This is a genomic window from Microbulbifer maximicatervae (SeqCode) (assembly GCF_052468095.1).
The window spans coordinates 2,761,758-2,784,692 of the sequence record NZ_CP174332.1 but is presented as its reverse complement, the minus strand read 5'-3'; the positions used below and the strand labels follow the sequence as shown (position 1 = coordinate 2,784,692).

The 22,935-nt window shown below is 47.5% G+C and carries 20 protein-coding genes; 15 read left to right on the top strand and 5 right to left on the bottom strand.

What is annotated here, in order from left to right; genetic code table 11:
- Positions 1-12: 12 nt before the first annotated feature.
- The 7 genes from curA to ACJJIL_RS11900 all read left to right on the top strand — a co-directional run bounded on the left by curA (position 13) and on the right by ACJJIL_RS11900 (position 6,299).
- Positions 13-1,044 (top strand): NADPH-dependent curcumin/dihydrocurcumin reductase, encoded by a 1,032-nt coding sequence (curA, locus tag ACJJIL_RS11930; RefSeq protein ID WP_444932977.1) that lies wholly within the window; start codon positions 13-15, stop codon positions 1,042-1,044.
- Between the two features lie 33 nt (positions 1,045-1,077).
- Positions 1,078-1,758, top strand: coding sequence for a type 1 glutamine amidotransferase domain-containing protein (locus ACJJIL_RS11925; RefSeq protein ID WP_282933144.1), 681 nt, complete (start codon positions 1,078-1,080; stop codon positions 1,756-1,758).
- 108 nt (positions 1,759-1,866) lie between these two features.
- Positions 1,867-2,457, top strand: a complete 591-nt coding sequence (nfuA, locus tag ACJJIL_RS11920; RefSeq protein ID WP_282933143.1) for a Fe-S biogenesis protein NfuA — start codon at positions 1,867-1,869, stop codon at positions 2,455-2,457.
- A gap of 256 nt (positions 2,458-2,713) precedes the next feature.
- Positions 2,714-3,586, top strand: coding sequence for a patatin-like phospholipase family protein (locus ACJJIL_RS11915; RefSeq protein WP_445359790.1), 873 nt, complete (start codon positions 2,714-2,716; stop codon positions 3,584-3,586).
- Positions 3,587-3,896: 310 nt separating this feature from the next.
- Positions 3,897-4,766, top strand: coding sequence for a patatin-like phospholipase family protein (locus ACJJIL_RS11910; RefSeq protein ID WP_444941966.1), 870 nt, complete (start codon positions 3,897-3,899; stop codon positions 4,764-4,766).
- A gap of 239 nt (positions 4,767-5,005) precedes the next feature.
- On the top strand, positions 5,006-5,881 hold the full coding sequence (locus tag ACJJIL_RS11905) for a patatin-like phospholipase family protein (RefSeq protein ID WP_445359789.1): 876 nt from the start codon (positions 5,006-5,008) through the stop codon (positions 5,879-5,881).
- On the top strand, positions 5,865-6,299 hold the full coding sequence (locus ACJJIL_RS11900) for a nuclear transport factor 2 family protein (protein ID WP_413665513.1): 435 nt from the start codon (positions 5,865-5,867) through the stop codon (positions 6,297-6,299). Before ACJJIL_RS11905 ends, ACJJIL_RS11900 begins: the two co-directional genes overlap by 17 nt.
- Positions 6,300-6,332: 33 nt before the next feature.
- Here ACJJIL_RS11900 and ACJJIL_RS11895 read toward each other — a convergent pair whose 3' ends face one another.
- The gene (locus ACJJIL_RS11895; RefSeq protein WP_444957456.1) at positions 6,333-7,328 is read right to left on the bottom strand and encodes an endo alpha-1,4 polygalactosaminidase; all 996 of its coding nucleotides are present in this window, start codon (positions 7,326-7,328) and stop codon (positions 6,333-6,335) included.
- A gap of 202 nt (positions 7,329-7,530) precedes the next feature.
- Positions 7,531-10,095 carry an ATP-dependent helicase HrpB gene (hrpB, locus tag ACJJIL_RS11890; protein WP_445359788.1) on the bottom strand — a complete coding sequence of 855 codons (2,565 nt, stop codon included), beginning with the start codon at positions 10,093-10,095 and terminating at the stop codon, positions 7,531-7,533.
- A 125-nt stretch (positions 10,096-10,220) separates the two neighbouring features.
- Here hrpB and ACJJIL_RS11885 point away from each other — a divergent pair, with 125 nt between their 5' ends.
- Together ACJJIL_RS11885 and ACJJIL_RS11880 are read left to right on the top strand one after the other, a co-directional pair.
- The gene (locus tag ACJJIL_RS11885) at positions 10,221-10,685 is read left to right on the top strand and encodes a cupin domain-containing protein (RefSeq protein ID WP_444897561.1); all 465 of its coding nucleotides are present in this window, start codon (positions 10,221-10,223) and stop codon (positions 10,683-10,685) included.
- Between the two features lie 200 nt (positions 10,686-10,885).
- Positions 10,886-11,836 carry a D-alanine--D-alanine ligase family protein gene (locus ACJJIL_RS11880; RefSeq protein WP_444941962.1) on the top strand — a complete coding sequence of 317 codons (951 nt, stop codon included), beginning with the start codon at positions 10,886-10,888 and terminating at the stop codon, positions 11,834-11,836.
- Positions 11,837-11,988: 152 nt separating this feature from the next.
- On the opposite strand, the gene ACJJIL_RS11875 is transcribed toward ACJJIL_RS11880, so the two are convergent.
- Complete coding sequence (locus ACJJIL_RS11875) at positions 11,989-13,107, bottom strand: KamA family radical SAM protein (RefSeq protein WP_444941961.1); 1,119 nt, start codon at positions 13,105-13,107, stop codon at positions 11,989-11,991.
- Between the two features lie 1,009 nt (positions 13,108-14,116).
- Between ACJJIL_RS11875 and ACJJIL_RS11870 the strand changes: the two genes are divergently transcribed.
- The 4 genes from ACJJIL_RS11870 (at position 14,117) to ACJJIL_RS11855 (ending at position 16,721) form a co-directional block, all read left to right on the top strand.
- Complete coding sequence (locus ACJJIL_RS11870; protein WP_413665519.1) at positions 14,117-14,446, top strand: DMT family transporter; 330 nt, start codon at positions 14,117-14,119, stop codon at positions 14,444-14,446.
- Between the two features lie 315 nt (positions 14,447-14,761).
- A complete protein-coding gene (locus ACJJIL_RS11865; protein WP_444905513.1) occupies positions 14,762-15,268 on the top strand; it encodes a DoxX family protein in 507 nt (168 codons plus the stop codon).
- 94 nt (positions 15,269-15,362) lie between these two features.
- A complete protein-coding gene (locus ACJJIL_RS11860; RefSeq protein WP_444913556.1) occupies positions 15,363-15,800 on the top strand; it encodes a cupin domain-containing protein in 438 nt (145 codons plus the stop codon).
- Between the two features lie 174 nt (positions 15,801-15,974).
- A complete protein-coding gene (locus tag ACJJIL_RS11855) occupies positions 15,975-16,721 on the top strand; it encodes a putative adhesin (RefSeq protein ID WP_413665522.1) in 747 nt (248 codons plus the stop codon).
- A gap of 175 nt (positions 16,722-16,896) precedes the next feature.
- Here ACJJIL_RS11855 and pcp read toward each other — a convergent pair whose 3' ends face one another.
- Complete coding sequence (gene pcp / locus ACJJIL_RS11850) at positions 16,897-17,565, bottom strand: pyroglutamyl-peptidase I (RefSeq protein ID WP_445359787.1); 669 nt, start codon at positions 17,563-17,565, stop codon at positions 16,897-16,899.
- 95 nt (positions 17,566-17,660) lie between these two features.
- On the bottom strand, positions 17,661-18,080 hold the full coding sequence (locus tag ACJJIL_RS11845; RefSeq protein WP_444913560.1) for an ester cyclase: 420 nt from the start codon (positions 18,078-18,080) through the stop codon (positions 17,661-17,663).
- A 277-nt stretch (positions 18,081-18,357) separates the two neighbouring features.
- Between ACJJIL_RS11845 and ACJJIL_RS11840 the strand changes: the two genes are divergently transcribed.
- Both ACJJIL_RS11840 and ACJJIL_RS11835 read left to right on the top strand, forming a co-directional pair.
- Positions 18,358-19,725 (top strand): efflux RND transporter periplasmic adaptor subunit, encoded by a 1,368-nt coding sequence (locus ACJJIL_RS11840; protein WP_445359786.1) that lies wholly within the window; start codon positions 18,358-18,360, stop codon positions 19,723-19,725.
- Positions 19,722-22,847 carry an efflux RND transporter permease subunit gene (locus ACJJIL_RS11835; RefSeq protein ID WP_445359785.1) on the top strand — a complete coding sequence of 1,042 codons (3,126 nt, stop codon included), beginning with the start codon at positions 19,722-19,724 and terminating at the stop codon, positions 22,845-22,847. Before ACJJIL_RS11840 ends, ACJJIL_RS11835 begins: the two co-directional genes overlap by 4 nt.
- The last annotated feature ends 88 nt before the right edge of the window (positions 22,848-22,935 follow it).

Sequence of the window (22,935 nt, the reverse complement as noted above, 5' to 3'; positions counted from 1 at the left end):
GGAGAATAGAGAATGCAATCGAGCGATATAAACCGCCGCCTGGTATTGGCATCCCGCCCTGAAGGTGCCCCGACAACAGATAACTTCCGCCTGGAGCATGCCCCTGTGGTCAAGCCGGAGGTCGGCGAGGTGCTGTTGCGCACAGTATTCCTATCGCTCGATCCCTATATGAGGGGGCGAATGAGTGATGCGAAGTCCTACGCAGAGCCTGTTTCACTGGGAGAGACCATGGTTGGAGGGACGGTGAGCCGTGTGGTTGAGTCCCGATTGAATGGCTTCGAGGAGGGGGATTGGATACTCGGTTATAGCGGCTGGCAGGACTATGCCATTTCTGATGGTACCGGGTTGATTAACTTGGGTAAAAATCCGGATTACCCCTCCTTCTCCCTGGGAGTGCTGGGTATGCCGGGAATCACCGCCTACTTTGGCTTGCTGGAAATTGGGGAGCCAAAAGAAGGAGAGACTCTGGTAGTTGCAGCTGCTACCGGTCCTGTGGGGGCAACAGTTGGACAAATCGGCAAGTTGCAAGGGTGCCGGGTAATCGGTGTTGCTGGAGGTGAGGAAAAGTGTCGCTATGCGGTAGAGGAGTTGGGCTTCGACCTGTGCCTGGATCACCGCGCCGAAGATTTTGTCGATCAATTGGCTGCGGCTTGCCCTGAGGGTATCGATATCTATTTTGAAAGTGTTGGTGGCAAGGTCTTTGATGCGGTGCAACCGCTATTAAATGATTTTGCGCGGATTCCTGTATGTGGGCTTATCTCTCAGTACAACGCAACCTCATTGCCGCAAGGCCCGGATCGCACCAGTTTGTTAATGCGGGATGTACTGACCAAACGCTTGAAAATCCAAGGCTTTATTATTTTCGATTACTACGAACGTTTTCATGAAGCGGTGCGTACATTAAGCCAGTGGGTTGCGGAAGGCAGTATTAAATATCTTGAGGATATGGTCGAAGGGTTGGAAGAAACACCCAATGCATTTATCGGGCTTCTGGAAGGAAAGAACTTCGGCAAGTTAGTTGTGCGCATAGGAAATGATGATTGAAGCAAAGCTGACAAAGTTTATAAGGACAGAAATATGAAAATACTGATGGTTCTGACTTCCCACGATGAACTGGGGAATACCGGTAAGAAAACGGGGTTTTGGCTGGAGGAGTTTGCCGCACCTTACTACACCTTCAAGGACGCCGGTGCTGAAGTGACCCTGGCCTCTCCAAAAGGCGGGCAGCCGCCTCTCGATCCTAAGAGTGATGAGCCAGATTTTCAGACGGAGGCGACTCATCGCTTTCAGGCTGACGCCGATGCTCAGCAGGTTCTGGCCAATACCCACAAATTGGCTGATATGAATGAGTCTGATTTTGATGCAGTCTTTTATCCCGGTGGCCATGGTCCCTTGTGGGATCTTGCGGAAGACCCGGTCTCAATTGCACTGATTGAGAACTTTTTTGCCGCAGACAAGCCGATCGGTGCTGTGTGCCATGCTCCGGGCATTTTCCGTCATACACGCCGTCAGGATGGCGCTTACCTGGTGTCGGGAAAAGGTGTGACCGGGTTTGCCAACTCGGAAGAGGCTGCGGTTGAACTGGTGGATGTCGTGCCTTTCCTGGTTGAGGATATGCTCAAGGGAAATGGTGGAAACTACTCCAAAAGTGGTGATTGGGCACCCTACGTAGTGGTAGACGGCAAACTGGTAACTGGTCAAAATCCGGCCTCTTCAGAGGAAACCGCCCAGACTCTTATGGGATTTATCCCCACCTAGGAGAGTGGTGAGGCCGGTCGGTCGAAAGGGTTCCAACTGACCGGTTTCCCTTGAGTCTTTCTGAGAGTAGAATACCCGACAAAGAAGCTTGGTTATTTGAGAGCCTATATGTCTGATTTGAATGTCACTATTACTGAACCCGCTCAGGAATACCTGAAAGAGCTGTTGGCCAAACAGGACTGTGAGGGAATTGCCATTCGCATGTTTGTTTCCAGTCCCGGCACGCCTAACGCCGAGACCTGTATCGCCTACTGCCGCCCGGGAGAGGAGGAAGAAGGTGATGTGATGTTGGAAATGAACGGTCTCAAAGCTTACTTCGAAGGGCGCAGCGTTCCCTATCTGGATGATGCTCGGGTCGATTACTCTTCGGACAAGATGGGCGGGCAGTTGACGATTCGCGCGCCCAACTCCCGTATGCCGAAAATTACTGACGACAGCCCTATCCAGGATCGTATTAACTATGTTTTGTACAACGAGGTTAATCCGGGCCTGGCAGCTCACGGTGGCCAGGTAAGCCTGGTAGAAGTGACCGAGGATATGTTTGCTGTGTTGAAGTTTGGTGGCGGCTGTCAGGGTTGTGGCATGGTTGATATGACCTTAAAGGAAGGCGTGGAAAAGACTCTCAAAGAGAAAATCCCCGAATTAGCAGGCGTGAAAGATATTACTGACCACACCGACAAGTCCCAGGCTTACTACTGAGTTCCTGAGACCATTCTGAGTCGGCCAAGTGGCTCAAAAGAAAAAGGCGAACCTTGTGTTCGCCTTTTTTATTGCAGTGAACCTCTCAGGTTAGATCCCGCGTAAGCCTCCCTACGAACTACTCCCACACTGTATATATTTGAAATATTCCTCGGTGCTTTTGAGGCGCTGGGGCAATGTAAAGTGCCGGTGCAGCGATCCAGTGATTGGTCATGCTAGTGATTGCTTGTGCGCCAACTCCAGGGAAGAACAATCTATGTTTGACCAAGTGGTGTTTGCCGGTGGCGGCGTGCGCTGTACCTGGCAGATCGGCTTTTGGGAGTCGGTTGCAAAGGAAATTGATCTGGCACCTCGGGTGGTCAGTGCAGTATCCGCTGGCTCCCTGGTTGCCAGCCTGGTTCTGATGGACAGGTCACTCGACGGGGTGGATTACTTCGTTTCGGCATTTAAGTCCAATGGGAAAAATATCCATTGGGGCAATATGTTTCGCAAGGACCCAGTATTCCCGCACTATACAATTTATCGGCGAGCATTAAGCGACTTATTTTCTGGAGGCTTTGATCAACTTAGGGAAGCCGCAGACCTACGTATAGGAGTCAGTACTTCGCCGAAATGGCTGCCTGGTCCAATCGCATTAATGATTGGAGCTGCGATTGATTACTCTGATACTTATATTTTCCCGAACCTTCACCCCACTACTGCACTTAAATTGGGCTTCCGCCAATCTTTTTATAAAGTTCGTCACTGTTCAGATCCGTCCCAGTTAGAGAAGCTGGTTATTACTTCATCCTGCACGCCACCTCTGACACCGCGTCTGAAGCAGGGCGGTGCAGAGGTATTGGATGGAGGGGTTGTAGATAGTGTGCCTATTGGTGGGCTGGATACTGGTGAAGGACGGGTGCTTATTTTGCTAACCCGACGTTTCCCGCAGCTGCCGGACCGTTTTACGGTACAAAAATTTAACCAGGAATGGACATATGTTCAGCCCTCTGGACATGTTCCACTTAATGTTTGGGATTTTGCCAGTCCGGAAGAGGTGAAAGATACTTTCCGTATGGGGATTGCAGATGGCCGTGCATTTTTAGCGGCACTGAGTGGCGAAGGGCGGTTACTTGAGAGTCCTCCCTGATGTGACTGGGGATATCTTGAATTACTGATTGGAAGGTTACGATCTTAAAGTTACTTATAGGTTTGCACTGAGTGTTGAGATAAAGACACCTTTAGTCTCAATGCCTAGTTGGTTTGAAAAGTGAAGCCTTTTTTATATCTATTTGTATCAAGGTGGTTGGCAGGTTTGCTGATTGTGATGCGTAATAGTTGGGAGAGAGCCATTAACTGTTATCTCGCTTTAACGCTTGGTGGCGATAGAGACAAAAACTCCTGCCTAAAATCAAAAATCCCCGTATTTATTTCGATAGCCTTTTTTAGAGGGTGTCGTCATGTTTGATCAAATGGTTTTTGGTGGCGGAGGAAGCCGTTGCACTTGGCAGCTTGGTTTTTTGTTATCCCTAAGTCGCGAATTACCGATCCGGCCAAAAGTTGTTTGTGCTGCATCCGGAGGCAGCATGGTAGCGGCACTCATGCTTACGGATCGCTGCCGTGAGGGTGTTAATTACTTTCACTCTGCTTGCAAAAAAAATGAAAGGAATTTCTACTGGAATAATTCATTCCGTAAAGAACCAATTTTTCCGCACTTTGAGATCTATCGCAAAGGGGTGCATGAATTTTTCCACGATAGCCTTGAGCCTCTGCGTCAATCTGCCGACCTCAGAATTGCAGTGACCTATCCCCCGGAATGGTTGCCTGTGCCGCTCGCACTGACGCTGGGGCTGGCAATTTTCTACTCTAACAAACATATCTTTCACGACTTGCACCCAAATACAGCGTTACATTTGGGGTTTCGCCAAATGTTTCACCCCGTGAGTAAATGCAAAGATGGGAAAGATCTTGAGCAGCTTATTTTGAGTTCCTGTTGTGCCCCTCCCATATCCCCAAGGTTATCGCTTGATGGTGCAGAGGTACTGGATGGAGCTCTGGTAGGTAATGCCCCGGTCGCCGGCTTGGATGCTAGCAAAGGGCGGGTTCTGATTTTGGATACAGGGAGCTTTCCACACCTACCGAACAGTTTCAGTGTGCAAAGGGGGGGGCAGGTGTGGACTTATGTGCAGCCCTCCAGCCCGCTGCCTATCGGGATGTGGAATTTTGCTGACCCCAGTGCGCTGAGGCATACCTTAAAAATTGGGGTTGCAGACGGTTATGCCTTTCTCGATGCGCTGGTGTCCGGTAAGGATCGCCTGGTGGAAATTTGAGTATTCAGTGAGTTCAGGGTCAAGACGATCAGTTGCACAATACTTGTGATTCGATTAGCTTATGCAATTAGTTGCATATTGTTGTCGTCATCAATATGTCATCATGAAGGCTGAAACTAATTGGTCATAAGTGTCGGCGGTAATGCAAAGAGCGGCCTGAAACTGCACTTGAGAGGATGTAAAACACAGAATGGACTCAGGAAGTTCCAGCCGGAAGGCTGCTGCAGGGAAGCGAGATCATGTTTGACCAAGTTGTTTTTGCCGGTGGTGGTGGGCGGTGTACCTGGCAGATTGGTTTTTGGGAGTCGATAGCCAACGAAATTAGTCTTTCTCCGAAGGTGGTTACTGCGGTCTCGGCAGGGGGCCTAATGTCGAGCCTGGTGCTGATGGGTAAGACGGAGGAGGCTCGTGAATATTTTTGGACTGCGTTCGAGACTAATGAAAAAAATGCTTATTGGGGAAACCTTTTTGGTAAAGAACCTGTGTTCCCCCAATATGGAATCTACCGCAATGCGATGTTAGAGCTGTTTCGCGATGGACTGGAGACCCTTCAGCAGGGCGCAGAGTTGCGAATTGCGGTTGTTCACCCACCAAAAGGCCTATCTGGGGGTTTGGCTTTTGGAGTGGGGGCCATGGCCTACTATGCCGATAAGCATTTTTTACGCAGCCTTCACCCCAAGATCGCCCAGCGCTTAGGTTTTAAGCAGCAATTTTATCGAGCCCGGGATTGTTCCAGTATTGAGGAGTTGGTGGACCTGATTTTGTGCTCCTCCTGTACGCCGCCATTCACCCCAAGACTTAAGTTGCGGGGGCGAACAGCACTCGATGGTGGGGTGGTAGATAACATCCCTGTGGCAGGGCTGGATAATGGAAAGGGAAGGGTGCTGGTGTTGTTGACCCGTCGTTACGATCAGTTCCCGGACATATTTACACAGCGCAAAGGCGATCAGGATTGGACTTATGTCCAGCCCTCGAAACCGCCATTCATCAGTGTTTGGGATTACACAAATCCTGAGCTAGCCCAAAAAACTTACGAGTTGGGGGGTGCTGATGGGAGAGAATTTTTACAAAAACAAGTGAGTGAAGAGGAAGTCTCCAATGAACAATTCCAATAATAAAATAGCGGAATCTATTGCCCTATGGCACGAGATGGTCGCTGCGCGAGATCTGAGTCGCTTACCAGCGATCGTTGCAGAAGATGCTGTTTTTCGTTCACCGGCATTTTTTAAGCCCTACCACAGCTCCGCTGCTGTGTGCCTGATTCTCAATACGGTGATGCAGGTTTTTGAGAGTTTTGAATACGACCGTGAATTTACTACCGAATCGGGACACGATCTGGCTCTTGAATTCGCAGCCTCCATCGGTGATAAGAGCCTGAAGGGATTGGATATTATCCGCTTTAATGATGAAGGTAAGATTATTGAGTTTGAGGTGATGATACGCCCGCTCAATGCCCTGCAAAAACTGGCAGAGGAAATGTCCGGGCGACTTTCCCAGTATGTGACTCAATATAAGGAAACTCAGCAGGCCTGATGCCTGCTGAGTGAAAGCGTTGGGGCCTAATGATTACTCATCGTCGGAATCGAAGTATTCAAATGCATCGATCCCATCCATATAGGCCCCATCGAATCCTGCATCAACGATCATATAAATATAAGAATCATCGTTGCCGAAGATAATTTTCTGCCAGCCCTCCTGCCAGTACTTCACATAGTAATTGCCTGACTCACCGGGTACTTCTCCCAATAGCCATTCGGGAGGAGTGTTGTACCAATAGGATTTCCAGTAATAACGATCGTCTTGTGCTTCGCCGACATTGACATAGGCCAGCACTAAGCGGCGCCCACCATTTTCTTTTACCCTGAGCTGCTCAATTTGTTCTTCTGTGTAAGGTTCACCGTCAAAGAAAAAGTCGATTATCAATATGTCGTAATCGGTTTCACTCAGTTTATCGATGAAATCTTGAGGCGTAGAGTAGTTGCTGGTATTGGTGATATTGATAAAGTTTTTGGCTTCCTCAAGGTCATCAATGTCCAGAGAGTTAACATTGAAGGGCTCATCGGGATATAGCGGTACATCGTTCAGGAGTTCGCTATCTGCGGCAAAAGAAATATACCCAGCTTCTTCGTTATTCTCATATGACTCTTGAATATCCCGCTCAATATTGGTGAAGTCCGTGATTAGGATTGTATCCCCTTCATCTTTCGCCAAGTCCAGGTAAGTTTGGAGGCGCTTGGTTTCTGACTCGCTGGTGGGCTCGTTGACAACACCATTTGCGCCAAAGAAGAGGGCCTCCTGTGCAATGCCGTCTGTGGCATCCAGGTAGGCTTCATCGACTGGACCAGTGGTAGTGGTTGTCGTAGTAATCAACTCAACCCCATTCTGGGGTACGATGAGAAAGTGACGGTTGATGCCCTTGGCGTAGGCGCTGATATCCTCTACCAGGTAACGCATTTCCTTATCGTACTTGATAGTTGACTGATTCAAATCATCGGGAAGATCATCGAGGCTACAGCCAAATATCAGTAATGGGCTGAGAGCTGCTAAGAGTATTCGGCGCAAAATACATCTCCATTGCTACGAGTTAGAGTTTGTTCTGGTTTTGGGGCGTCGCTGCGGGCCAAAATAATTCAGACTATCTCTATTGGCGCGAGTTCCTATCCCTTGCGGCAGCTTATGCTATCCGGTTGTTGCTGAATGTTAACTTAACCGCCGCCCAGAAAGTAATTTTGCTGCCTCAGAGGCAGTGAATCTAAAAAAAGAACTACCGTCCCATATCCATTCTCTTCTTCGTTTTAGTAGTAGCCTCAGCCGTCAGGGGATCATCGGGCCAATAGTGTTTCTGGTATTTGATACGCAGCTCCTTCTTTACCTCTTGGTAAGTATTGGCCCAGAAATTCACCAGGTCACGGGTAATTTGAACGGGGCGCCGTGCCGGAGAGAGCAAATGAATCATCAATGGATAGCGGTTTTTTAGAATTGTTGGAGTTTGTGCCAATCCAAATAGCTCCTGCAGGCGCACAGCCAAAACAGGTGGGGTTTCTCCGTAGTCGATTCTTATCCGGGAGCCACTGGGAACCAGGTAGTGACTGGGGGCCAAGTCATCGAGTTTTTGTTGCAGGTCCCACTCAAGCTGTCCGCGCAAGATGCTTTGCAAGTCAAGCTGCCCTAGCTGCTCAAGTTTGCTGAACCCCTGCAAATGAGGTAACAGCCAATCCTCCATGGTCTCCAATAGAGCCTCATCACTCCAGTTTGGTACTCGAGTGTCGCCGAGAAAATCTCCGGACACTTCACTTTGGCGCAAAAATTCCACTCGAAAACGTAACTGGTTAGCTTCTGTGTTCCAGGGGAGGGAGGAGAGACCTTTCTTTCGTACGGCTTCTAATAATGCGCGACTGAGGGTCTCCGGTGGAATATCTGCTGCAGGCCGCTGGTGTAAAACCAGCGCCCCCAATTGCGTTTGCTGTAGGGCGACAGCGCGGCCGGTAGTCTCGTCCCAGCGAACTGAAATCTCTTCTTTGATCTGGGCGGCGAAATGCGACTTCAAAGCGGGCAGGGAAATCTCTGCTGCCAGCTGGATACTTGCATCTCGGCCCTGGCCATCCAGTTCGGCAATGACCAGGTATTCGCTTAAAGCTAGGGCGTCATCATGGGAGAAATGTGCGCCTCGGCCACTGGAGAGTAGAAACCGGCGGCCGGTATCACTGCGCGATTTCGCAATACGGTCTGGGTAGGCGAGTCCAAGCAGGGCACCAGTTTCATCGGAGTGATCGATACTCTGTGGTGCAGGACTTGAACTTGACTCAAACTTCTTTAATTGAGAGAGCCAGGTTTTAGACTGCTGGCGTACTCTGTGAGCAGTACCGCGATCTACCCGCCGATCGTTGCCTTGGGACTGCAGAGCCTGAATCCGTTTGCTAATGTCCCTATCCCATCGGGCTTCGCCACGAAAAATATCCCGTTCAGATAGTAGCGCTGCTAGCAGGCAGGCCTGTTCCTGCGATCCCCAGCTGACACTGGCAACTAACATATGTGCGAGGCGAGGGTGGGCGCCAAAAGCCAGCATGGTATTCCCGTGAGGGGTAATACGCAGTTTGTCATCCAGTGCCCCCAGTTGCTGCAAGAGCTGTTGGGCCTGGGCCATAGGTCCTGGGGGTGGTGTGTCGAGCCAGTTGAGCTCGCTGACATCGGTAACCCCCCATTTGGCTAATTCAAGTGCCAGGGGAGCCAGATCACTGCGGGTGATTTCCGCTGTATTATTGGTGCTCAATGACCGTTGCCGGCCCTCACTCCAGAGTCGCAGACAGTAGCCGGCGCTGAGGCGCCCGGCACGCCCTGTGCGCTGGTTAGCTGAGGCCTGGGAAATCGAGCTTGTCACCAAACGATTCATGCCACAGTTGGGATTAAAGCGCGATTCACGCATTAATCCTGAGTCGATAACTATTCGGATGCCCTCAATCGTCAGGCTGGTCTCGGCCACATTTGTAGCCAGTACGATTTTTCTCGTGCCTGGTGCCGTTGGTGCTATCGCCTGATCCTGCTGCTCACGGCTCAGATCCCCAAAAAGCGGTGCAATAATAATGCGGCCCTTTTCGGTTTCCTCAGATAGTCGCTCCCCCAATAAGCTCTCAACCTGTTTGATTTCGGCGACACCAGGAAGGAAGGCGAGAACACTACCTTCTTGTTTGCCTAAGGATGCGACAACTTTACTTGCCATCAAAGCTGGGATTTGTCGTTTGTCCTCGGGCTCTTCTCGTTGGTTTAAGTATTCAATATCGACGGGATAGCTGCGTCCTTCACTGGATATGATGGGTGCGTTATTTAGTAGTGAGGAGATGCCGCTGGTATCCAGGGTGGCAGACATCACCAGAATCTTGAGATCCTCGCGAAGATACTCCTGGGACTGAAGACATAAGGCGAGGGAGAGGTCGGCTTGCAGGCTGCGCTCATGAAATTCATCGAATATGACCAGAGCACTGGATGCCAATTCAGGGTCAGCCTGTAAGAGGCGCGTGAGAATTCCCTCGGTTACAACCAGGATGCGAGTCTTCTTGCTTGACTTCCGCTCGCCCCGGACCTGAAATCCAACGGTATCACCAACTTTCTCACCCAGCTGGTTAGCCATGCGCGCCGCTGCCGTTCTAGCGGCCAAACGTCGCGGCTCCAGCATAATAATATTCTTTCCGCTCAACCAAGGCTCATCTATTAATGCCAGTGGTACGGCGGTCGTTTTACCCGCTCCGGGGGGTGCCTGGAGCACGACATTACTATGCCCTCTCAAGGCCTGGAGCAGTTCGGGGAGGATACTGTGAATAGGTAACTCAGACATGGGCGCGATTATAGTGATTTCGCAACATCGGTGATACCAGCACTGTCCGGTAAGCTGGCTAGCTGCTGGCTGAACTATATTCTCCCGTAACTAGACGGTTGCTTCCCAGGAGAAAGGAGAGTGCGATGAGTGTGAATGTCCGGCGAGTTGTTACAGGGCACGACCCAGAGGGAAAGCCAGTAGTGCTCATAGATGATCAGGGTTTGCATACCAGTAGTTGGCGGCCTCATATGGTTCAGCAGCAGTTATGGACTACTCAGGACTTGCCCGTAGAGCTTTGTGAAGATGGTAGAGACAACGGCGGGAGAAAATTTGATGGAACTACGATTCCGGGAGGCTCGGTTTTTAAGGTCGTAGAATTTGGGCCGGGAGTTACGCCACGATCTCACCAAACTGACAGCATTGATTATGCGGTAGTGATGTCTGGGAATATCGAGATGGAAATGGGAGATGAGGTTGTTGTGAAGCTGTCTGCGGGAGATGCACTTGTCCAGCGGGGGACAGTTCATAATTGGGTCAATCGAGGTGAAGAACCTTGCGTGATAGCTTTTGTGCTAATTAGCTCTACGGGCAATACGGCATTTGGTTAGTTGTCTTTATTAATGGTTACTTGCAAGTACTTTCGACTTCAACCCTATCCAAAACTCAGTACTAATGAAGGTTATTAACTTCTTTTTTACGTTCACTTTTCCGGGTAGGGGCTGGGGGGCGTTAAAGTGAAAATCAGTTGCGTAGCTAATATTCCAGTCCGGCATTCGATAGATTGTGTAGTGGCAGCGGAGCATGATTGATGCGTATCGGTATAGTCTACGACCTTCGTGATGATTATCTCGGGATGGGGTTTAGTGAAGAGGACGTCGCTGAACTTGATTACTTGGAGACGATAGATGCGATTCACGATGCGCTTACCTGCGCAGGCCACCATATCGAACGGGTCGGCAATATTTACAGATTGGCGCAGCAACTGGTTGAAGGTAACACCTGGGATCTAGTGTTCAATGTTGCTGAGGGGATGTATGGAACGGGGCGCGAAGCACAGGTTCCCGCTTTGTTGGACGCCTGGAAGATACCGTACACATTTTCTGATCCATTTGCCAGCACAGTGACTCTTAATAAGGAGATGACCAAACGCATATTGCGGGATATGGGTATACCAACGGCACAGTTTGCAGTTGTTCGAAGCGTTACAGATGTCAATCGAGTGGAGCTTGAATACCCTTTGATGACAAAGCCGCTCAGGGAGGGAACCAGTAAGGGGGTATCGCCTGAGTCCAAAGTTATCGACAAGGCAGCTTTGAAAAACCGCTGTGAATACCTTTTGAGTCGATTTAATCAGCCAGTACTGGTTGAAACATTCCTACCTGGCCGAGAGTTTACTGTGGGTTTTTTGGGGACGGGTGCAACTGCCGAGTGCATTGGCGTGATGGAAAAGTTATTGGGCGATGAACCTGTTTATTACAAGTATGATGGAGCTTTCCCCGGCCGGCTGGTTGACGATGGTCAGGCGCTAAAGGTTCGAGCAATTGCGCAGAAGACTTGGGAAGTACTTGAGTGTCGTGATGGTGGTCGAGTTGATATTCGCTATGATGCACAGGGAGCCCCCATGGTTATGGAGGTCAATGTCCTACCCGGTTTGCGGCCTGAAGTTTCTGAACTGCCCGTGATGTGTGAATTGGCGGGTATTCAGTATGGGGCCATGATCAACCGCATTGTGGAATCAGCTATAAGCAGTCATTTATAGTTATCCTGGATCCTGTAAAACTCTACGATATATTGTGGTGCAGACTACCGTTGCCAAACACTTGGTGTTTTGGATATCTCAGGAGCATCCAAAAGGCATCAGCGCAATAAATCTGTGACTTATGATTGCCTTCTCTGGTAGTTAGCACTTTGTTACTCCAGATATATACCCGTTTGCCCTCTGAAATTTCGAATGTGCCATTCGCCTTCGATATCGCCTTGTTTTACATATTCGTAGGGCATGACCGGGTTTTTGCCCAGCTCAGTAGTAAGTACATATTGAGGGACCGCAAAACCCGTGATGTGCCCCTGCAATGACTCATAAATCGCCTGTCCTTCCTTCAGGCTTGTCATAAAGTGAGAGACACCGACCACATTATCGCAGTGATAGAGGTAGTAGGGTCTGACTCGTATTTTTACCAGAGCGAGCATCAATTGTCGCATAACATCCGGTGAATTATTTACGCCTTTTAAAAGCACTGTTTGATTTCCCACCGGAACGCCCGCTCTCAGCAAGCGGTCGCATGCAGCGGCGGCTTCTTCTGTGACTTCTTTGGGGTGATTAAAGTGCGTGTTCAGCCACACCGGATGAAATGATGCGAGCATTTCGCACAATTCGTCGGTGATACGTTGGGGGGCCAGTACGGGAAAGCGTGAGCCAATACGAATAATTTCCACATGATTTATTGCTCTCAGCTTCTCCAATAGTTTGGCCAAGCGGTCGTTGGAATACATCAGTGGGTCGCCGCCGGTGAGTAATACATCGCGAATCTGTGGATGTGATTCTATGTAAGCAATATCCTCATCCCAGCTGGTTGCTTCGCCTTGTTCAAAATAACTTTCCGGGCCCACCGTTGTGGTGTGAAATTTCCTTGTGCAATGACGGCAATAAACAGGGCAAACAGACGTTACCAGAAAGATGACGCGATCTGGGTACTTATGTACGACGCGGTTGGTTTTACGAAAATACTGATCACCTACAGGGTCAATGTCTGCACTGTCGGGTACGATGGTTTCCTCTAGTGAGGGAACTGCCTGCAATCTAATTGGACAATTAGGGTCATCAGGGTCCATTAAGGAGGCGTAGTAGGGTGTAATACTCCACCGATAGATTCCTTTTAGCTTTTGGATAGCGTCAGATTCAGAAGTAGAAACATTGATCCATCGCTTTAGGCCATCCAATGTGCTGATGCGATTGCGCATTTGCCAGCGCCAATCAGACCAGGCCTCGTCAGAGTTTCCCGTTACGGAACGGACTATAATGTTGCGCATAAGTATCGCCGCTTTGCTGTGCATTCATTTGTTGCTGATGGTCTGCCTCGATATCCGAGATTGCCTGTAAGGGGCTTGAACATGGATTGCCTGGATCCAGTAACTTGAAGCAATCATTATGTGTAATGAAATCTGTGGAAGGATTTGATGTTCGTAATGCTTCAAATCTCTGTAGGACTTTCTGCGATATTTTGGGCAGCCAACTTCTGAGCAACCAATTCCAGTGCATTTTGAGACCATACTACTTAGTTTCTTCAATACCCTTGTGAAGTAGGGGGGCTGTGTTTTATCTGCCGCCTTTCTAATAAAAAAAGAAGATGCGATTTTCAGCTGGTAGGTACGAAGAATACTGTTCTGTCGATAGCTTGGGAGAGAAGTGTTTTGCGCTCTAAACGCTAAATCGAGAAATTTGTAATCATCGCGATTGTATGCCTGTAGTAACACAGGTCTAAAAAGGGGTACGTCATTGGCGATATAGGGTGTAACCACACAAATTATACCAAGTATCGGTTTCACGATATTTCAATCCTATATCCCAAATATCGTTTAGTTGTTGCTCTATGCAACTTGCCTGCTACGTGAGGTAGATGTTATTTGGTCCGCACTCCTCTGTTTAATAAATATTTGCACACATTGAGTATTTTTCAACAAGTCAGTAATCGCTGGTATGGGGCCAATATGAGTGTAAAATTAGTCACGATTGTTTCTGGAGGAGTATAAAAAACAGCTGTAATACTACAATTAGATCTATTGGTATCGACAGGCTAGGTAGTTGTCGGGGCTGAAATCTAGCTCTTCTTTTATTGCTGATTTGTCAATGGGAAGACATGAGTTATCTTGGGTAGCCAGAGGGCTGACTGCTGACTGTAAAGTCCAGCATTGTATTTCGTACAGCCGCATAGTAGATAGCAGAATCCCCGCTATTTTCCAATAGCGCTATTCGTCATAAATTTGATAGTATCTAGCTGATCAAGTGATTTGACTACAATAAATTCTAATGGAGTAGAACTTGACCTATTTGTTTTTATTTTTTGCAATCATTACCGAAGTTACAGCTACCCTACTACTTAAGGCTTCCAACGGTTGGGAAAAGTGGTGGCTGGGAATGGCCTCTATCTTTTTTTATTCTCTGGCGAGTCTATTTCTTGCGTTTGTACTAAAAAATATGAATGTGGGAATGACTTATGCCATCTGGTCAGGCGTCGGTATTGCTCTTGTTTGTGCAGCTTCTGTGGTTATTTGGCAGCAAAAGTTTGACGTATACGCTGTGAGTGGAGTTGCTTTGATATTTATGGGTACGGCTCTAATTACTATAAAATCCACTGTGTTTGAGCAGTAGCTTTTTCCTGCAGCTTTTATAGGGCGGCTTTACTCAGAGAAAGGCCGGTGAGATTGGATTTACGGTGTAAATGCATCAATGAATTGCTGGCCTCCTCCGAAGAATAGGTTTGGGGCATTCTTTGAAGTGCCTCTTTTGTCATTTAGGTAAACCTGGTTTACCGCAATAATATATATGGTGTTGCGAATTAGGCAATTTTTGCGGTTCAACGGGGTGGGCTTGGCCTATTATTATAGATGACTGTAAACCCTTTTATGATATCTCTTAAAAAGGAAGGTATGGCTGTGGTTGAGTTGTGTGTTAAGGAAGTGTTATATGAAGCAGAGCACGCACGAAAGCTATGAGACTGCAGCTGATTTACAGTTGGCCTTGATTCGAATTTATATCGGGCTCAATTTTACCCATCATTTTGCTGAGAAGTTTGGTCTGCTGGGCGCAGACGCTTACAATTTTGTTGTTCATTATTTTGAGGGGATTGGATACTCATCCTCTATGGTGATTATCTCTGGTATTTGTGCGTTCTCTGCATTTGTTGGATTTACTTTCGGTTTGTTTACGCGGTTTGCCGCTGTTGGGACTGCTCTTTATTTGATGATTGCATTATTTGAAGGGCGGCATTATCTCGCAGGTTTTTCATGGGCAAGTCATGTCAGTGGTATAGATATTAGTGGAAATATACAAACCGTTTATGGTGGGTGGGAATACCCTCTTTTTTGGGCTTTTATTTGCTTATCTTTCGTGTTAACTGGTGGCAGAAAGTGGTCTGTAGATCAATATTTGAGGAAGACAAATTCTTCGGTGTTACAGTTTCTAAGTAGGTGATCTGGATTGTCTGAAACTAGGGTAACCTATGGATAATTAGTGATTTATCGATGAGGCAATTTTTAGCTTTTGCTGATGAGGTGAAATACTCGTAGTGCAAGAAGAAATCGTTCGCCAAGATTTTTATCATCTTTGGTATGATAAAAGAGGAAGGTCAAGAACCACTGTAGGACATTTTTCAGATTTTGAATTGATTCAATACTCCAATCCTGTGCCCGAATATCACTATCGTGATTTGCCTAAAGTTATTCGAAGTGAGTTTGCAATTTTGCCTCCTTGGTGGAAAAGCGATTTTCACTCTACTCCGAACCCTCAATGGGTTATTACATTATCTGGCTGTTGGCGTACGACAACTCGGGACGGTGTTGAGGTGACATATAGGCCTGGAGATGTTCATTTTGGGGGAGATACGCCTGTTAATGGTATAGCTATTGACCAGCAGGGGCATTGTACGATTAATCCCTCCAAAACAGATCCCGCGAAATTACTTATATTAACTGTCGACTCTTTGCTTCCTGCTCCTGAAGAGTGAGTATCTGATAGTTTGCCTAATAGACTCCGGATCATATTTCCTGTAGCTATTGAAAGCTATTTTTGATTAAAAAATCGCATATTTTAAACATTTACTTTGGCTGTTGGGTGGAATACGATTTTTCTCGAGATAATTCTATTTGTTAACTTAGGCTTTGAAAGCTGGGGAGGGTTTATGCCTGCAAAGGAGTTTTTCAGTAATGTCAAAAGTGCTTTAAAGGATTATTTTGGTAATAAGGCAACAGCGCTTTGGCATACCTTTGATGATTCTGAAGTGGCGGTGGCAGGGAACTATCAGTGTATAGATCTTGATGGTCGTGCTTGGTTGTGGACTCCTCGTGGAATGACAACGAACCGGTTAATTGTAACTGCTCACGGGTATCGCAGAACTACATCCAGTTTCAAAATAGAGCACAATGTTAACCTGCATTTTTACTCGCGTGATAAATTCAGTGTGAATGATCCTGGACTTGGGAGGTTTTATGATCGGGGGGCCAATTCTGTTGAAGATTTAGGTTTAAATGATACTTGTTTTAACTACATCCTGACGAAGTATACCAGTAGCGCTACTAATAGACACAATACTAACAATGAAACTTATACTTCGATTAATGCGATTATGTCTCACAATGATAGTGATAGTCGAAGACGCAGAATTCAGAATGCTAATAATATCGGAATGGTTGCCAAGGCAAATAGCATTCAGTCCTTTCAGCCGCCCAGTATTCTAACCATAAGAAATAGACAGTTTATGGCAGCTGTAAACCTGAAGTGGGTTTTGGATACCTTGGCGAAAAAGGGGCATCACTTTAATGACATTGATTGTCTCTTCTGTAGAAATACTCTTTGGACTGGCACGGTAGCTGTGATGTCGGGTCTATCTGGAGGGGACAAATATAGTGATGATGTTGCTATAAATTAGTAGTACTAGAAGGGTTTGATTTATAGTGTCGATATAGCCTTTTTTTGTGCGGCAAGAGCATTTATTGATCTACTTGGTACTTTGAAATATCTCGTTGATATTTCCTTCTTTGTATGTTTTTTGCATAAAAATTACTAGTAGGGGGAATATGACCTTACTAAACAGTTCAATTTGATTAGATTTGTAAGTGAGAAGGGATCGGATCGTCAGTGTCCCGCGGGTTAGCTAGTGCGGCTTCAATGGCAGCCTGTATCCCAAGGGCGGCAGTTTCTTTTGACATGCTGGGATTGCCGAAATTTTCGGGCAGTGCGGCAATCTGGGGTAGTTGAGGAAGATGTATCCAGCCGGCGGGGATATTCAGCTGATTAGTTGCAATATAGTGAAGCGCGCCATACATCATATGGTTGCAACAAAAAGTACCCGCAGTATCAGAAATATCGGCAGGAACACCAATATTGCGCATTGCCACAACCATTGCACGGATAGGGAGTGTGCTGTGATAAGCGACAGGACCATTTTGTACAGTCGGCTCACCCTGCATTTCAACTCCCCGGTTATCTTTCAAATTATATCTGGTGGAATCATTATAATTTTGTGCAATTCTCTCAGCCGTAATGATTGCACGGCCACTGTACTCTCCTAACATCACCACTAATTGCGGTTCTATTTCTTCAATAGCATCCGTGACAACTTCAATGCTTTCAAAGAAGTTGTTGGGTATCAAAAGACCATGAATATCACCATTGGCTATTCGTGTTCCGTCCAGCATACGCATAACTGACTCAGCTGGATTTATCGGTGTGTTACCAAAGGGCTCAAAGCCAGTCAATAAAACTTTTGCCATAGAGATATTATCGTAAATAGATACAGAAAGATTGATATATTGTTAGTTGCCAAAGGTAGCGTTGTGCAGGCTACCTTTGACTGGTTCGTGGTCGGCTATTCAACTAAACCTAATTGCTCCAGGAAAGTGTATTTATCCCAGTCCACCCAGCTTTCCACCATTTTTCCATCTTTATATCTATCGGTATGCACGCCAGTCCAACTGCTGGTTTTTCCTGTTGCGTCATACTGTAGGAATTTTCCCGTATGGGTGGCGGTTATCCTCCAGCGGGTGCAGACGTAATCTCCCTCAGAAATTTGCAGCAGAATTTCTAACTTTGTATTGGAGAATCCCTGGTGAAAATCTGCGACAAGTTGCTGCCATCCTTGTACTGTTAGCGCTGAAGTGTCGCCTCCAGCATAAGGCATTTGGTGGTTTTTATAATCCGGTGATAAATAATCTGTCGCTTTGTCGGGGAAGTTGTCCCCCCACAATTCCAGTATCGCTTTTGATGTCTCTTTGTGATTGTTCGCCATTTTTGTCCCACTGTCAGTTAGGTCGGAATTTGGTAGCCCAAGCATAGTTCAGTGAATTTAAGGGGGGAGTGAATCGAAGTGGGATTGAATTCAATATTGATAGTCGATTGATATGAGTTGGCGCAGATTACATGATAAATAAATATATTGAGTAACTACTTTAAGCTTTATAGGGTGTTGTGCGTTCTGCGAACTTTAATAGAGTATTCAACTGCTGGGTTTTAGTGGCACTAGGCTTTTTAAGGTCTGGTTAGGCCAGTTCTTTATGGGTAAAACTATGACAAGTAGCGCAATCAAAGCCTTACTAAAGCGTCGTCGAATGCTACCCGTTTTGATACTTGGTGGAATTTTAATGGCTGTGTCGCTGGTGGCCAGTCGACAGAAACCACAAAGATACGAAGGGCAAGTTCCGGAGCTGCTGGTGGAAGCTATCGAAGTGAAGCGAATGCCTATTCGAGCTGAAACTGTTGCTTTTGGAGAGGTGATGCCGAGCATTACCCTTGAGGCAAACTCTGAAGTTGGTGGTCGTGTGGTTTCAGTGTCGGCTGATTTGGAACCTGGCGCAATAATATCTGCCGGGGCACCAATCCTAAATATTGACGAAACCAGCTATCAATTGGCCGTTGCTCAAGCGGAGAGTGACTTGGCTGTTTATCGCGCAAAATTGCAAGAACTGGAGGTTGAAAAGGCGAATAGCCAGCGTTCGTTGGAAATAGCTCAGAGGACACTGGAATTAGGGGAACAGGAATTACAGCGAAAAGAGCAGTTGGCGGTTAAGGGGATTGTTTCTCGCTCAGCGGCTGATGCGGAGGAGCAACGGGTATTGAATTTGCGACAAGAAGTTGAACTTCAAAAGGGTAATCTCTCCCTATTTCCCACTCGTAGGCAGGTGATAAAGGCCCAGATAAGTCGTGCTGAAGCGCTGCTTGGTGAAAGTCGTTACCAGTTATCGCGAACCCGGATAAGCCTGCCCTATAACGTGCGGATCGGTGATGTCTATGTGGAGGCTGGCCAGTCTGTTGCCCATGGGACACCGCTTTTTGTCGCTTATGGTATGGATCAGGTGGAGGTTTCAGCCGAGCTGACGATGGCTCAAATAGTGCCTCTTTTTCGGAGTATTGAATCTCCCAGTGATCAAACTCTCTCGCCTGACGACTTCTCAGATGCCTTATTGGGATTGGAGGCCAGGGTTGGACTGGTAGGTGGTATTAAACCGGTGGAATGGCGGGGCAGGGTAGTGAGAGTTGGAGGTACCATGGATACCACAAGCAGAACTCTATCCGTAGTGGTTGCAGTGGATAACCCTTATCGAAATATAGTAGCCGAGGGTCGGCCGCCCCTATTTCGTGGTATGTATGCCCGGATTAAGCTTGTTGCACCTCCTTCGCCAGCTTTGGTTATCCCTCGCAGAGCCATGCATGAAGGGCGGGTCTACTTGGCTGAAAATAATCAATTGAAGATTCGCACCATAACGGTGGACTACTACCTGGGTGATCTAGCTGTTATCCGCTCTGGCTTGGTGCCTGGAGATCAGGTGATAACTACTGATGTTATCCCAGCAATCAGCGGGACGGCAGTATCTGTCATCGATGTCAAAAAGGGAGTTTCAGACCTGGCCGTGGCAGCAGAGGAAGTTGGCGAGTGATTCGCTTTTTTGCGATCCACCCAACTGCTGCCAATTTGCTTATGGTGGGTTTAATGCTGGCTGGCTTTTTCGTATTGCCGACGATGAAGCGAGAGACTATGCCGGAAATCGACAAGTTCGAAGTACAAGTCTCAGTATTTTATCCTGGTGCAGCTACCGCTGAGGTCGAAGACAGTATCTGCCTCCCCCTCGAAGAGGCAACGGATGGCATCCCATTTATTGATGAGCGCCGTTGTGAAGCTGCAGACAATCTTGGCGTGATGAAACTGAAAATGCAGGAAGCAGGTGATATGGGGCAGTTTCTTGCCGACATTGAATCTGCAGTAGATGCGATAGACTCCCTTCCTGCTGAGAGCGAAAGGCCAGTCATAGAAGAGCTGGGACGCACCCAGCCGGTGGTGAGTGTTGCCCTAAGCGCAGATTTGCCTTTGATCCAGCTCAACCAATTGGCCGAGCACTATCGCCGAGAGTTACTTCGTCATCCGCTGGTGCCCATTGTCAAAATTTCCGGTTTTTCAGACCATCAATTGCAAGTGGAAATTTCAGATTACAATTTGCGACAGTATGGACTGAGTGTTGCCGATCTTGCCACAATTATCGATAAGCAGGCAATTGATATGCCCGCCGGTAAGGTAACTGCACCTGATCGGGAGTATCAGGTTCGTTTTACCGAAAAGCGGCGCACCGCAGCTGAGCTTGAAGCACTTATTGTTGTAAAAGGGATGGCTGGCGCAGAGGTGCGCTTGGGCGATATTGCCACTATCTACGACAGTTTTGAAAAGGAGGAGGACAAAATCACTTTTGATGGGCAGCGAGCCGCATTGCTTGTTGTTCAGAAAAACAGTGTGGATGACAGTTTGAGGGTGTTGGAAGCGGTTCGCGAATTTGTACAAGCGGAAAATGCCCGTTTGCCGGAAGAAATGCGGTTGATTCTTACTCAGGATAGCGCCTCAATTGTTGCTGATCGTTTAAGGATGATTATTACCAACGCCTGGCAAGGGCTTATTCTTGTTGCGCTGACCCTTTATTTGTTTTTTAGCGGGCGATATGTGTTTTGGGTGGTTATGGGCCTGCCCGTTTCATTTCTCGGCGCCTTTGCTGTGATTACTGCTTTGGGTATATCCATCAATATGATCAGCTTGGTGGGGCTGCTGATTGCAATTGGCATCTTGATGGATGATGCCATTGTGCTTTCGGAAAGTATCGCCACCGAATACCGAGATGGCCGTACACCTCTTCAGGCGGTGGTTATCGGAACCAAGCGTGTTGCAAGGGGGGTTATCTCCTCATTTGTCACTACCGTGATCGTTTTTTCTGGATTAGCTTTTATCAAAGGGGACATGGGGCAGGTCCTCAAAGTTTTGCCAGTTGTTTTAATCTCTGTACTAGTGGTTAGCCTGATTGAAGCCTTTCTTATTCTCCCCGCCCATTTGCGTCATGCCCTTTCGTGCAAGGAAAACCCATCAGCCTGGAAAGTCGCTTTTGCTCAGCGATTTGAGTTGTGGAGAGAGTATGTCGGGCGTGTCGCTGATAAAGCGGTGGAATACCGATATGCTTTTGTCGGCGGCGTAGTGGGGCTATTTTTTGTTACGGTGAGTCTTCTTCCAGCAGGTTTAGTTAAATTCCAAGGGTTTCCTACATTGGAGGGAGATTTACTACAGGCCCGAATTCTAATGCCTCAAGGAACCTCCCTCGTAGAAATGGAAAAACTGGTGGCGTATCAGAAGAAGGCCCTGTATTTAACTGCTGAAAACCTCTCAGGGAAAGAGGTAGCGCCACTTATCGAGCACATTAGTGTTACTTACGGGGTGAATGGCGATGCTTTTGAGAGTGGATCTCATGTAGCCACAATAAATGTCGATCTACTGGCTGCAGAAGTTCGCCTTACAAGTATCAGTGAGTTACGTCAGGCCTGGAGTAAGGCTGCTGGTGATATCCCTGGTGCGATCGCGATTTTGTATAAGGAGCCATCGCCTGGTCCAGCTGGACGAGCTATTTACCTTCGCTTGGCCGGGCTGGATATTGATCAGCTAAAAGGAATATCTATACGTCTACAAAACTGGCTGCGCAGTTACGAAGGAGTGGTGAATGTACTGGATGACCTGCGTCCTGGTAAGCCACAGCTGACGGTCCGAATGCGGGAGGGGGTTTATGCTTCTGGTATTGATGCCACTGTTGTGGCCACTCAACTGAGAGCTGCCTATCAGGGCACAGAGATTGATGAAGTGCAGTATCAGGGAGAGACTTACGAAATTCGTGTTCGAATGGATGAGCCATCTCGCAGTGCGCTGTCACGATTTGACGAGCTTGTCATTATCCACCCTGAAACAAGGCAGCGTGTACCTTTGATGGCAATTGCCGATATTGAAATGCACCGGGACTATGCGCGTATCCAGAGAATAAATGGTGAGCGTGTTGTTACGGTCTTTGCAGATGTTTTTACAGAGAGGGCCAATGCCAGTGAAATTCTGCTGGATACCCAACAGAACTTTTTTGCACCATTGGAGCAGGAATTTCCGGGCCTAAGGGTAACCATGAAAGGAGAGATTGAGAATAGTCTCATTACAGGTCTATCGATGGGTAAGGCCTTGTTGATCGGGGCAATAGGAATCTATTTACTACTCTCGCTTCAATTTCGTAGTTATACCGAACCTGTAATTGTGATGATGGCGATTCCCCTGGCTTTAATAGGTGTAGTCTGGGGACATATTATTATGGGGCAGAATATGACGATGCCCAGCATGATGGGATTTGTCTCTCTCACTGGAATTGTGGTGAATGATTCAATCCTGTTAGTAGAGTTTGTGAAGCTTCGTGTCCGAAAGGGAATGGACGTTCACTCGGCGGCGAGTCAAGCCAGTCGCGACCGGTTCAGGGCTATTTTCCTTACCTCACTGACAACAGTGGCCGGATTGTTGCCATTGATGTTCGAAACCAGCCTTCAAGCCCAGATACTGATTCCACTGGTGACCAGTATTGTATTTGGGATAAGTAGTTCAACCGTTTTGATTCTGTTAGTCCTGCCAGCCCTTTATGGCATTCTTAAGGACTTTGGCTTAACTGAGCGAATTCAGGAGCCGCTAGATCGATTACCTGAAGATATCGCCGCTTCTACGACTTAAATAATCTTGATTGTTGAAGTGAAAAAGCAGCTGGAATGATTAGTAGAAGAAGGAAGATAAAGAGAAAGCAGTGGTAATACTTTGAGCT